Origin of the sequence: Brevundimonas sp. TWP2-1, assembly GCF_049897645.1 — a bacterium.
In the GTDB taxonomy this organism is placed as follows: domain Bacteria; phylum Pseudomonadota; class Alphaproteobacteria; order Caulobacterales; family Caulobacteraceae; genus Brevundimonas.
Window position 1 is genome coordinate 148,176 of the sequence record NZ_JAFCWR010000001.1, and the last position, 11,609, is coordinate 159,784.

The window sequence follows — 11,609 nt, forward strand, 5'->3', positions numbered from 1 at the left end:
TCAGCCCGGCGCCCCCCGCCGGGCTTCTTTTTGATCGAAGATCAGCCCTTGTCGGGCGTGTCCTTCACCTTTTCCGTGCGGTCGCGGAACAGGGCGGCGCGGGCCAGAAGGGTCAGGGTGACCGGTGTGGTGACGGTCAGGAACAGTCCGATCAGGATTTCGCGCGGCATGAAGCGCCCCTCGACTGTCGTGAACCACACCACAGACGCCGCGAGGATCAACGCCATGCCCAACGTCGCGCCCAACGTCGGCGCGTGGACACGCTCGTAGAAGGTCTTCAGCCGCGTCAGCCCGACTGCGCCCAGCAGCGACAGGGCAGAGCCGGCAACAGCCAGACCCACGACGACGAAGGCGGCCCATGCGGGAATCTGAGCCTCGGTCATTCGATCACCTCGCCGCGCATCAAGAACTTGGCCAGGGCCACGGTGGCGGCGAAGCCCAGCATGCCGATCACCAAGGCGGCCTCGAAATAGAGCTGGCTGTTGGTGCGGATGCCGAACACCACGACCAGCAGCATGCCGTTCAGATAGAGGGTGTCCATACCCAGCACGCGGTCCTGGGCGCGCGGGCCGTGGATGATGCGCCACGCGGCCAGGCCCATGGCGCAGATTAGCATCAACTGGGCCAGGCCCAGGCCCCAGGTGAGCACCGCCGCCGTCATTCGAAAATCTCCATCAGCCGGCGCTCGTATCGGTCCTTGATCAGGCGCACCCAGGTCTCTTCGTCCACCAGGTCGAGCACGTGCAGCAGCAGCCGGCCGGTCGCGGACTCGTACTCGACCCACAGGGTGCCGGGCGTCGAGGTGACGATGATGGCCAGGACCGCCAGGCCATATCGGTCGCGCAGGTCCAGCGGGATATGGATGAAGCCGGACGTCCGTTCGTGGCGACGACGACCCAGGATGATCTGCGACACCGCCCAGTTCGAGCGCACGATGTCGCTGACGACGTCGATGGCGAGGCGCGCCATGGCCTTGGGCGCCTTCAGCCGCACGCGATCCACGCCCAGGGCCAACATGATGATCGGCGCCAGCAAGGCCAGCAACAGGGCGAGCACCAGGGACGGCGGGGCGACCGAGGCGCTGAGCAGGATCGAGGCGACGAACAGGCCCAGCGACAGGACGGGGTAGGGCAGGATGCGTCTCATCGGCCGCCACCACCCAGCACGGCGTGGATGTAGCCCTGCGGCTCGGCCAGCCAGGCCGCCGTATGGTCAGTGTAGATCAGGGCGGACCCGGCGAAGATGGCCAGGAACACGCAGGCGCCGAGCAGGGCGGCGACCGCCGTCAGCTCGGCCGCGCCCACGACGAACGCCGGCGCATCCTCGTCGCGGGTCCAGATGGCGCCGACGCCCAGGCGGGTCAGGCCGATCAGGGCGCCGAGGCTGGACACGGACAGCACCGCCACCAGCGTCCAGGCCGCCGCGCCGCCGACGCCGACTAACGCGCTGATCATCGACAGCTTGCCGACAAAGCCCGCCAATGGCGGCATGCCGGCCACCATCAGGGTGCAGATCAGAAAGGCCCCGCCCAGGGCCGCCACGGCCGCCGGAATGACCAGGCCGGGTTCGTTGCGTTCCTCGTCGTCGAAGGGATCGCGATATTCGTCGTCGAAGACGGCGCGCGCCTCGCCCACATCGGCTTCGCGTCCGCGCTGCAGAATCTCGGCCAGAAGGAACAGGGCCGCACAGGCTAGGGTGGAGCCGATCAGATAGAAGAGCGCGCCGCTGAGGGCCGCCGTGTCGCCCACGCCCAGGATCGCCAGCACGGTGCCGGACGAGATCATCACTCCGAACCCTGCGGCGCGCGACAGGTCGCGCGAAGCGATCAGGCCGAAGGTGCCGAACGCGATGGTCGCCAGACCGCCGAACATCAGCCAGGTGAGCCCGAACCCGGCCGAGGCCCCTGCGTCGGCGCCGAACAACAGCAGGCTGAGGCGGATGATCACATAGACCCCGACCTTGGACAGGATGGCGAAGACCGCCGCCGCCGGGGCGCTGGCGGCCGAATAGGTCGAGGTCAGCCAGAAGCCGACCGGCCACATGGCGCACTTGACCAGGAAGGCCGTGCCCAGCACCGCCGCCCCGATGTGGAACAGGCCCAGGTCATTGGCGGCGATGGTCGGCACCCGCGTCGCCAGATCGGCCATGTTCAGGGTGCCCGTCACCCCATAGATCAGGCTGACGCCGATCAGGAACAGCAGGGATGCGGTCAGGTTGACGGCGATGTAGATCACGCCCGCCCGCACCCTGGCCTCGCCCGAGCCGTGCAAGGCTAGGCCGTAGGAGGCGGCCAGCATCACCTCGAAAAAGACGAACAGGTTGAACAGATCGCCGGTCAACAGGGCGCCGTTGACGCCCATGATCAGCAGTAGGAACAGGGCGTGGAAACGCGGCCCGGCGCGGTCCCAGCGCGCCAGGGCGAAGATCAGGGCACAGCCGCCCAGGACGCTGGTCAGCGCCACCATCATCGTCGACAGCCGGTCGGCGACAAGGACGACGCCGTAGGGCGCGGCCCATGATCCCAGGCGATAAACGCGTGCGGTGTCGCCGCCGCCCACCGCGCCATTGGCGCTCTCGTGCAGCAGGATCAGCGCCATGATCAGAATGGCCGCCATGGCCGCCAGGCTGAGCGAGGCCTTCAGGATGCGGCGGCGCTCGTTCGCCATCAGCATGGCCGAGGCGATGATCATCGGCAGGACGATGGGGCCGATGATCAGGTGGGAATACCAGTCGGTCATGCGTCGGGCTCCTTGCCGTCGACATGGTCGCTGCCGGTGATGCCGCGGGCGGTCAGTATGACCACCAGGAAAAGCGCCGTCAGGGCGAAACTGATGACGATGGCCGTCAGGACCAGGGCCTGGGGCGTGGGGTCGGCATAGCGGGCGGGATCGAACACATCGCCCTTCAGCACCGGCGGGGCGCCCGACTTCAGCCGTCCCATGGCGAAGATGAAGATGTTGACCGCATAGGACAGCAGCGACAAGCCCATGATCACCTGGAAGGTGCGAGGCCGCAGCATCAGCCACACGCCCGAGGCCGACAGCACGCCGATGGCCAGGGCCAGAACCAGTTCCATCATGACGGCTCTCCTTCCTCGGCGTCTCTTTGCTTGGGCTTGCGCAGCGACTGGTGCGCCAGGGCCACCAAAGTCAGCACTGTCGCGCCGACCACCAGGACCACCACGCCCAAGTCGAACAGCACGGCGCTGGCCAGGGGCACGCGGCCCAGGATCGGCAGGTCCGCGTACTGGAACCAGGAGGTCAGGAAGGGATAGCCGAACAGCCACGACCCGATCCCGCTGAGCGCGGCGATCACCAGGCCGGCGCCGATCCAGAAGATAGGCCGGATGGCCAGCCGCTCCTCGACCCACCGGGCGCCCGAGGCCATGTATTGCAGGATGAAGGCGATCGACAGGGTTACCCCGGCTGCGAATCCGCCGCCCGGCAGGTCATGCCCGCGCAGGAACAGATGGACGGCCAGCAGGATGATGAAGGGGAAGATCCAGCGCATGACCACGCGCGGGATCAGCATGGTCTCCTTCAGGGTGTCGCCTTCCGAGCGGGTGTCGTGATCGCGGTCCGAGGCGTTCTGGGCTTTCTGCTGACTGGGATCCGGCAGGGTGTCGTCCGCTGGGCGGAACCGGCGCAGCAGGGCGAAGATCGTCAGGCCGACGATTCCCAGGACCGTGATCTCGCCGAAGGTGTCGAAGGCGCGGAAGTCGACCAGGATGACGTTGACGATGTTGCGCCCGCCCGCGTCCTTGTAGGCGTGCTCCACGAAGAAGCGCGAAGTTCCCTCGACCGACGGCCGCGTCATGACGGCGTAGGAGATGGCGGCTAAGGCCGTACCGACCGCTGCGGCGATGACGACGTCGATGCGGCGGCGACGACGCGAACGCCGCTCCATGGCCTGGGGCAGGCGGATGGTCTCCAGCCGTTTAGGCAACCAGCGCAGGCCCAGCAGCAGAAGGACGGTGGTCACCACCTCGACCAGCAACTGGGTCACGGCCAGGTCCGGCGCCGACAGCCAGACGAAAGACAGGCAACTGGCCAAACCCGCCCCGCCCATCAGCACCACGGCCGCCAGCCGGTGATACTTCGCCTGCCAGGCCGCCGCGACCGCGCAACTGGCGCCCACCAGCCACAGGCCTGCAAAGGCCCAGTTCGCCAGGGTCGGGGTCGGCATGATCGGCCTGATGACCAGGCCCGCGCCGAGGGCGGCAAGACCGCCCGCCAGCAGGGCGACCAGGACGATGGCGCGCAACTGCGGCTGTTGCCGCGTCGCGCCGAACAGGCGGACCAGGGCTTCGGACCCCTTGAACAGGCCGGTCATGGTCCGTTCGAACAACCAGCCGCCGTTCAGCCGCTTCCAGCCCCAAGGGCCGCCGCGCGGGTTGGCGTTGATACGTTTGCCGAAGACGACATACAGGCCCACGCCTCCGGCCAGGGCGACGAAGCTCAGCACCAGCGGCAGGTTGAACCCGTGCCACAGGGCCAGGCTGTAATAGGGCAGGTCGAAGCCCAGCACCGAGACGGCGGCGCTCTTCAGAAACGGTCCCACGGTCACGGCCGGGAAGATTCCCACGACCAGGCACAGGGCCACCAGCACCTCGACCGGACGCCGCATCCAGGCGACCGGCTCGTGCGGGACGCGGTCCAGCTTGGTCGGCGGCGGGCCGAAGAAGGTCGTGTGGATGAATCGCAGCGAATAGAGGACGCTGAAGGCGCTGGCCAAGGTCGCCAGGGCGGGAAGAAGCAGGTTCAGGCCGTGCGTGTGCACGCTGGCCACCGCCTCGGCCAAGAACATCTCCTTGGACAGAAAACCGTTCAACAGGGGCACGCCCGCCATGGCCGCCGCCGCCACCATGGCCAGGGTCGCGGTGAAGGGCATGAAGCGGAACAGACCGCTGAGCTTCCTCATATCCCGCGTGCCGGCCTCATGGTCGATGATGCCGGCGGCCATGAACAGTGAGGCCTTGAAGGTGGCGTGGTTCACCGTGTGGAAGATGGCGGCGATACAGCCCAGGGGACTTCCTAGCCCCAAAAGCAGGACGATCAGGCCCAGATGGCTGATGGTCGAGTAGGCCAGCAAGCCCTTAAGGTCATGCTGGAAGATGGCGCACCAGGCGCCCAGCAACAGAGTCGCCAGACCCATGCCGCCGACGATCAGATACCAGCTCTCCGTCCCCGCAAAGACCGGCCAGAACCGGATCAGCAGGAAGATGCCCGCCTTCACCATGGTCGCGGAATGCAGATAGGCGCTCACCGGCGTCGGCGCGGCCATGGCGCGCGGCAGCCAGAAGTGGAACGGGAACTGGGCGCTCTTGGTCATGGCGCCAAGCAGCAACAGGATCAGGGCCGGCAGATAGAGCGGGCTCTCCTGGATCGCCTCGCGCGAGGCCAGGACGACATCCAGATCGTAGCTGCCGACGATCCGCCCGATCAGGATCATGCCGACCAACAGCGCGATCCCGCCTGTCGCCGTGACCGTCAGCGCCATGCGCGAACCCTCACGCGCGGCCGAATTCTGGTGCCAATAGCCGATCAGCAGGAAGGAAAAGAGGCTGGTCAGTTCCCAGAAAACCACCAGTTGGATCAGGTTGCCCGACAGCACCACCCCCTGCATCGCGCCCATGAAGGCCAGCAGAAAGGAGAAGAAGCGCGGCACCGGATCCTTCGGCGACATGTAGTAGCGGGCGTACAGCACCACCAAGGCGCCGATCCCCAGGATCAGGGCGCTGAACAACCACGACAGCCCGTCCAGCCGCAGCACCAGATTGACCCCCAGCGATGGAAGCCAGGGAATCTCGTAGCGCAGCGTCTCTCCGTCCTGGAACATCGGCCATAGCGCCGCCAGACACCCCAGGCTGACCAGGGCCACGACCCAGGACAGGATGGCCGCAGACGTTCGTGCATGGCGCGGCAGGCCGGACGCGACGATGGCGCCGAGGAAGGGCAGGACGAGAATGACGACGAGGAGGAAGCTGATGGACATTACGGCGGCGCGTCTCTCCGAAGTCTCGTGAGGGGCATGGCCGAACGCTCAAGGTTCGGCAAGGTTCTGATCGCCTTTCACCTACGAACTGGAAAGCGGCGCGTCAAAGCGCCACCCCGGCGCGGCGGCGCTGATGGCGGGCGTGCGAATTCGCTGTTGCAAGCAGCCCGTCGGCCGATGCCTGGCGAATATTGCTTTGTCAGGGAGGAGCTTAGGTCAAAGTCCTGTAAGAACGGTGGTCTTTACTTCCGAGTGGCTCCGCGGGTAGGATTCGAACCTACGACCAGCCGATTAACAGTCGGCGTAATGTTGTTGTAAATGGGCCCGGTCTTCTGACTGTTCCGCAAATGTTTACGTCCGATAAACGATTGATTTGTTTAGGGCTGAGACAAGAGCCAGACGATCCGAGGTCGTCGTTATGAGCATGTATGAAGACGAAACTGCAGCTTTTTGGATGAGCCGCCCGGTCGCCGACGTCGTGGCGGCTTGCGCTGATCTCCACGCGTGGCGCCGGCAAGCACTTGCGGAATCAGAAATGAAGCTCGTGCTTGGCGCTCGTCTCGGATTGGCAAGTCGCCTCAAGGGTCGTGGAATAGAGGTTGGCGCTGGGTCGCGACCGTTCCCTGTGCCTGGTCACCTTCAGGTGGCCTACGGCGACATCCGCGATGAGCCTGCGCTCGCGGCATATTTCGGGGTCGATACGGTGTCAGGAGGCGACACCTTTATTGACGCGCAGACGTTCGCTGGAATCCCAGACAGCAGCGCCGACTTCATCATCAGCGCGCATGTGATCGAGCATTTGCTTGACCCTATTGGCGCCATCCAAGCGGCCGCCCGCGTCTTGAAGCAAGGAGGGCAGATGATCTTGGTGGCGCCCGATCGCAGGAAGACGTTTGATCAGTTGCGTCCCGACACGACCTTGGCCCACCTGATTGCCGACGCACTTGATGGCGGTGTCGGCACGCGCCTAGACGCCTATCGTGAACACGTAAGGTTCGTGCACCCATACATGACCGGTGAGACGATTGCAGAGCATGAGGTGGATGACCACGCGCAACGCCTGAGCGACGCAGGGATGGACATCCACGTTCACGCCTGGGGCATGGATGCGCTTACCGAACTGGTCAAGCACTGCTGCAAGATCACCCAGCTTTCTGTTGAAGGCGCTCTGTCTGTTGGAAACGAGAACGCGTTCGTCCTGCGCAAACGCGGTCTCGTGAACAAGCTGGAAATAAAGAGTCTGACGGGGAGCTGATAATGAGTCTGACGGGCATTGCCTGCCGCCACGATCTGAGAGCGAAAAGCTCAATCAGATCAAAGCCCCCGAGTGGCTCCGCGGGTAGGATTCGAACCTACGACCAGCCGATTAACAGTCGGCTGCTCTACCACTGAGCTACCGCGGAACATGCTCGGGAGGCGGGCCTATAGCAGCGCCTCTTCTGATCTTGCAATGGGAAATTGAGCAAATCGACCCGATAATTATCGACGATCCCGAAGACCCGCGTGTTGCGGCCTATCGAGACATCCGCGAACGCGATCTGACGGGCCGCAAGGGCCTGTTCATCGCCGAGGGGGAGGTGGTGGTGCGTGGGCTGGCGTCGGCAGCGTCGCGCTGTCGGCCGTTGTCGCTGCTGCTGGCCGAGAAGAGGGTAGCGGCCCTGACGGATGTGATCCAGGCCTTGCCGCCCGCAACACCCGTCTATGTGGCGCGCCAACCGGTGCTGGACCGGATCGCCGGGTTTGAGCTTCACCGGGGCATATTGGCCCTGGGCGAAAAGCCTGCGCCGCCGTCGCTGGCCGAACTGCTGGCGGATGTGAGGCCTCAGGATGTGTTCGTTGTCGCCAGCGGCATCGGCAATCACGACAATATGGGCGGGCTGTTTCGGAACGCCGCCGCCTTCGGGGCCAAGGCGGTGTTGCTGGATGCGACTTGCTGCGATCCCTTCTACCGCAAGGCCATTCGCGTCTCGGTCGGGGCCGTGCTGCGCACGACGTTCGCTGTCGCCGAGGCCGAGTTCATTGTGGACGCGCTGCAACAGGCGGGCGTCGAAGTGCTGGCCCTGACGCCGTCGGCGACGGAGCGCCTGTCGGATTATCGGCGCACCGGGCCGGTCGCTCTGGTGCTGGGATCGGAGGGGCCGGGTCTGCCCCGTGACCTGATCGAGCGCTGTCGGTCCATAGGAATCGCCATGGCGGGCGGATTTGATTCGCTGAACGTCGCCGCGACCAGCGCGGTGGCCCTGCATCATCTGACGACGACGGCGCTGGCGCGGGGCTGAAAACGCGAAGGCCGCCCCAAGGGGCGGCCTTCGTCCGTGTCATCGCGATGGAGGCCTGACCGGGAATCGAACCCGGGTGCAAGGATTTGCAGTCCTCTGCGTCACCACTCCGCCATCAGGCCGCTTTTGGTCCCCGATTTCTCGGGGGCGGTCATCGCGAGGGGCGTTCGCTATCAGATCGGATTGTCCGCTGCAACGCACGGACCTATAAGCGCGCGAGTTTTCCTCCCGGATTATCGTTGAAGGCTGCCCTACAGATGGATTTCACCGCAGAGCGCAAGGCTATGGTCGACTCGCAGGTGCGGGTGAACGACGTGACCGATCGCGCCATTCACCTGGCCATGATGGCCGTGCCGCGTGAAAAGTTCTGCGCGCCCGATCGCGCATTCGCCGCCTATTCCGAAGAATCGGTCGTCATCGCCGGCGAGCGTCGCCTGATGCCCGCCCGCGATGTCGCCAAGCTGCTGCAGGCCGCCGATGCGCGGACAGGCGAGAAGGCCCTGGCCATCGCCGCCCCTTACGCCGCCGCTGTGCTGGCGCGCATGGGCGTGGCGGTCACCGCTCAGGAATCGGACGACGCCGTATTCGCCGTTGTCGGCGAGACCCTGGCGGCCGAGGGCGTGACGACGGTGGTCGCGCCTCTGACCCAGCCGACCGGCGAGGGCTGGGACCTGATCATTTCCGAAGGCGGCGTGCAGAGCCTGCCCGAATCGTGGGGCGCCGCCCTGCGTCCCGGCGGCCGTATCGTGGTGGTCGAGCGTCGCGGCGCCATCGGCAAGGCGGCTTTGTATGTGCAGACGCGCGAAGGCCTGTCGCGCCGCGAACTGTTCGATTCGTCGCCGTCGGTCCTTGCCGAGCTGACGCCGGCCCCCACCTTCGCGCTGTAAGAAACAAGAGACGCACGGTTGCGACGGAAATCCCGTTCGCAACCGTGAAGAAAACTTAACTGGCGTGTGGTTCAGTCAGGCCGCAGTTACGCTTGAGAAAACATTCGGGCGTTCCTCGGGGCGTCAGGCAAGGACGGACAATGTTGAAACGCTCGCGTGTGCTGGCTTCGGCCGCAGTGGTCGCCGTGATGACCGGACTTGGCGCGCCTGCCTGGGCAGAGACGCTGCAGGACGCGATCGCCTTGGCCTATCGGACCAATCCCAACCTGCTGGCCCAGCGCGCCACCCAGCGCGCGCTGGATGAGACGGTGGTCCAGGCCCGCTCCGGCCTGCGCCCGACCCTCAGCGCCTCGGCGGGCGTGGACTACACCCGCAGCGACTTCCCCACCGTGACCCAGTTCGTCGACACCAATGGCGACGGCGTGCCGGACACGCAGGTCTCGTCGTCCTCGTCGGAAACCGACGGCGCGAATGTGGGCGTCAGCCTGAGCCAGAACATCTGGACCGCCGGCCGCACCTCTCGCGCCATCGACCAGGCCCGCGCCAGCGTCCTGGCCGGCCGCGAGAACCTGCGCGAGATCGAACAGTCGGTCATGCTGTCGGTCATTCAGGCCTATGTGAACGTGACCCGCGACATGGAAATCCTGCGCATCCGCCAGGAAAACCTGACTGTCCTGCAGCGCCAGCTGGAAGAGACCAGCGCCCGTTTCGAAGTCGGCGAAATCACCCGCACCGACGTCGCCCAGGCCGAGGCGTCGCAGGCGCAGTCCGAAGCCGATCTGGCCAACGCCCAGGCCCAGCTGTCCACCTCGCGCGCCGCCTATGCCGCCGTCGTGGGCCAGTCGCCCGCCGATCTGGAAGCCGCGCCGGCCCTGCCGCCCGTGCCCAGCGACTTCGACGTGGCCATCGAAACCGCCCTTCAGCGGAATCCCGGCGTGCTGGCCGCCACCTATACGCTGCAAGGCGCAGAGGCGGCTGTCGCCGCCGCCCGCTCGGAATATCTGCCGTCTGTTCGCGCCACCGCTTCGTATGGCGGTTCGACCAACGATCTGGGCGATCTGGGTGAACTGGCCGACCGTCGCAGCTTCACCGCCGGCGCCACCCTGTCGGTGCCGCTGTTCACGGGCGGTCTGAACCGTTCGCGAGTCGCCCAGGCGCTGGAACGCGCCAATGCGGCTCAGATTTCCATCGAGGGCGAGCGCCGCACCGTCTTGCAGGACGTCAGCTCGGCTTACGCCCAAGTCCTGTCCACCCGCGCCACGGTGTCGGCAGGCAGCGAAGCGGTTCGCGCCGCCTCGGTCGCCGCCGAGGGCGTGCGTCAGGAGGCCCAGGTGGGGCTGCGGACCACGCTGGATGTGCTGAACCAAGAACTGGCTCTGCGGAACTCGCAAACCTTGGTCGCCAGCGCGCGCGCCGCCGAGTATGTGGCCCGCGCCTCGCTGCTGGCCGCCATGGGTCAGCTGGAAGGCCCTGCGCTGAACCCCTCCATCGACGCCTATGATCCCGCGACCAACTACGACCGGGTCAAGGGGCGCGGCGGTCTGCCTTGGGATGGCGTGATCGAGACGCTGGACCGCGTGGCCTCGCCGCCGATCGTCGCAGCCGCCGATGCCGCCGATGCGCCGATCGACACGCAGTTGAAAGGCGAGGTCGTTCGCACCGCGCCGCAGAACTGACGGCCGCCAAATACGGACTGAAACCGCCCGTTGATTCCGACGGGCGAAGATGCGACGACAAGGCATAGGCGCCGAACGATCCGTCGTGCGGCGCCTGACCCTTTCGCGGCGTGCGGCTTAGTCCGTAAGCCAACTTCTTCCCAGGCCTCGCCCAAGGTTGCGCCATGACCGATCAGTCCGCCCAGGAACCGACCATGGAAGAGATCCTGGCGTCGATTCGCCGGATCATCTCCGAAGACGACGCTCCGGCCGAGACGCCGGCCGCAGCTGCGCCTGAAGCCACGCCTGAGCCTGTGCCCGAGCCGCTTGCGGCCGAGACCATCTTCGCCGCACCGGTCGAGCCGACGCCGGAACCCGCCGCCGTCGAGGACGACGTGCTGGAACTGACCGATCGTTACGAAGCGCCAGCGGAGATCATCGGCGACCTGGACGTGGTCGAACACACGCCTGAACCCTATCAGCCCGAGCCGGAACCCGCGCCGCTCTATGCCGAATCGGCGCCCGAGCCTGCGCCCTCTTATGACACCCTGGTCGGCGACAGCGCCGCCGCCAGCGCCGCCTCGGCCTTCGCCGGCCTGGCCGCCTCCTTCAAGAAGCCGGAGCCGGCACAGGCCGCGTCGGGCGACCTGCCCTTCGTCAGCGGCAACACCGTCGAGGCCATGGTCGCCGAGATGCTGCGTCCGATGCTGAAGGACTGGCTGGACAACAATTTGCCCGGCATCGTCCAGGCGGCCGTACAAAAGGAAGTCGAACGCATCGCGCGCAGCGCCTAG

11 protein-coding genes and 2 tRNA genes are annotated in these 11,609 nt (G+C 66.2%); 5 read left to right on the plus strand and 8 right to left on the minus strand.

All coding sequences use genetic code 11. The annotated features are described in order from the left end of the window. Window positions 1-41: 41 nt before the first annotated feature. From mnhG to ACP7BH_RS00810, 6 genes are read right to left on the minus strand one after another with little or no spacing between them, the layout of a single operon-like run. The gene (mnhG, locus tag ACP7BH_RS00785) at window positions 42-383 is read right to left on the minus strand and encodes a monovalent cation/H(+) antiporter subunit G (protein WP_425984495.1); all 342 of its coding nucleotides are present in this window, start codon (window positions 381-383) and stop codon (window positions 42-44) included. Beyond that, entirely contained in the window at window positions 380-661 is a 282-nt protein-coding gene (locus tag ACP7BH_RS00790; RefSeq protein WP_045810222.1) for a K+/H+ antiporter subunit F, read from the minus strand. The genes mnhG and ACP7BH_RS00790 overlap by 4 nt, the downstream gene beginning before the upstream one ends. Next, window positions 658-1,146, minus strand: a complete 489-nt coding sequence (locus ACP7BH_RS00795; protein ID WP_425984493.1) for a Na+/H+ antiporter subunit E — start codon at window positions 1,144-1,146, stop codon at window positions 658-660. The genes ACP7BH_RS00790 and ACP7BH_RS00795 overlap by 4 nt, the downstream gene beginning before the upstream one ends. Continuing rightward, window positions 1,143-2,738, minus strand: a complete 1,596-nt coding sequence (locus ACP7BH_RS00800) for a monovalent cation/H+ antiporter subunit D (protein ID WP_425984491.1) — start codon at window positions 2,736-2,738, stop codon at window positions 1,143-1,145. Before ACP7BH_RS00800 ends, ACP7BH_RS00795 begins: the two co-directional genes overlap by 4 nt. Beyond that, window positions 2,735-3,079, minus strand: coding sequence for a Na+/H+ antiporter subunit C (locus ACP7BH_RS00805; RefSeq protein ID WP_425984489.1), 345 nt, complete (start codon window positions 3,077-3,079; stop codon window positions 2,735-2,737). Before ACP7BH_RS00805 ends, ACP7BH_RS00800 begins: the two co-directional genes overlap by 4 nt. Continuing rightward, window positions 3,076-5,994, minus strand: a complete 2,919-nt coding sequence (locus tag ACP7BH_RS00810) for a monovalent cation/H+ antiporter subunit A (protein ID WP_425984487.1) — start codon at window positions 5,992-5,994, stop codon at window positions 3,076-3,078. The genes ACP7BH_RS00805 and ACP7BH_RS00810 overlap by 4 nt, the downstream gene beginning before the upstream one ends. 418 nt (window positions 5,995-6,412) lie before the next feature. Here ACP7BH_RS00810 and ACP7BH_RS00815 point away from each other — a divergent pair, with 418 nt between their 5' ends. Continuing rightward, window positions 6,413-7,249, plus strand: a complete 837-nt coding sequence (locus ACP7BH_RS00815; protein WP_425984485.1) for a methyltransferase domain-containing protein — start codon at window positions 6,413-6,415, stop codon at window positions 7,247-7,249. Window positions 7,250-7,322: 73 nt separating this feature from the next. On the opposite strand, the gene ACP7BH_RS00820 is transcribed toward ACP7BH_RS00815, so the two are convergent. Continuing rightward, window positions 7,323-7,397: transfer RNA gene (locus tag ACP7BH_RS00820), tRNA-Asn, on the minus strand. Between the two features lie 42 nt (window positions 7,398-7,439). Here ACP7BH_RS00820 and ACP7BH_RS00825 point away from each other — a divergent pair. Next, a complete protein-coding gene (locus tag ACP7BH_RS00825; RefSeq protein WP_425984483.1) occupies window positions 7,440-8,273 on the plus strand; it encodes a TrmH family RNA methyltransferase in 834 nt (277 codons plus the stop codon). Window positions 8,274-8,321: 48 nt separating this feature from the next. Here the strand turns inward: ACP7BH_RS00825 and ACP7BH_RS00830 are convergent. Continuing rightward, window positions 8,322-8,395: transfer RNA gene (locus tag ACP7BH_RS00830), tRNA-Cys, on the minus strand. 162 nt (window positions 8,396-8,557) lie between these two features. Between ACP7BH_RS00830 and ACP7BH_RS00835 the strand changes: the two genes are divergently transcribed. From ACP7BH_RS00835 to ACP7BH_RS00845, 3 genes are all read left to right on the plus strand, one after another. Next, window positions 8,558-9,160, plus strand: a complete 603-nt coding sequence (locus tag ACP7BH_RS00835) for a protein-L-isoaspartate O-methyltransferase family protein (protein WP_425984481.1) — start codon at window positions 8,558-8,560, stop codon at window positions 9,158-9,160. Between the two features lie 140 nt (window positions 9,161-9,300). Then, window positions 9,301-10,836: a TolC family outer membrane protein gene (locus tag ACP7BH_RS00840; protein WP_425984479.1), complete on the plus strand. Its 1,536-nt coding sequence runs from the start codon at window positions 9,301-9,303 to the stop codon at window positions 10,834-10,836. A 164-nt stretch (window positions 10,837-11,000) separates the two neighbouring features. Then, the gene (locus ACP7BH_RS00845) at window positions 11,001-11,609 is read left to right on the plus strand and encodes a DUF2497 domain-containing protein (RefSeq protein WP_425984477.1); all 609 of its coding nucleotides are present in this window, start codon (window positions 11,001-11,003) and stop codon (window positions 11,607-11,609) included.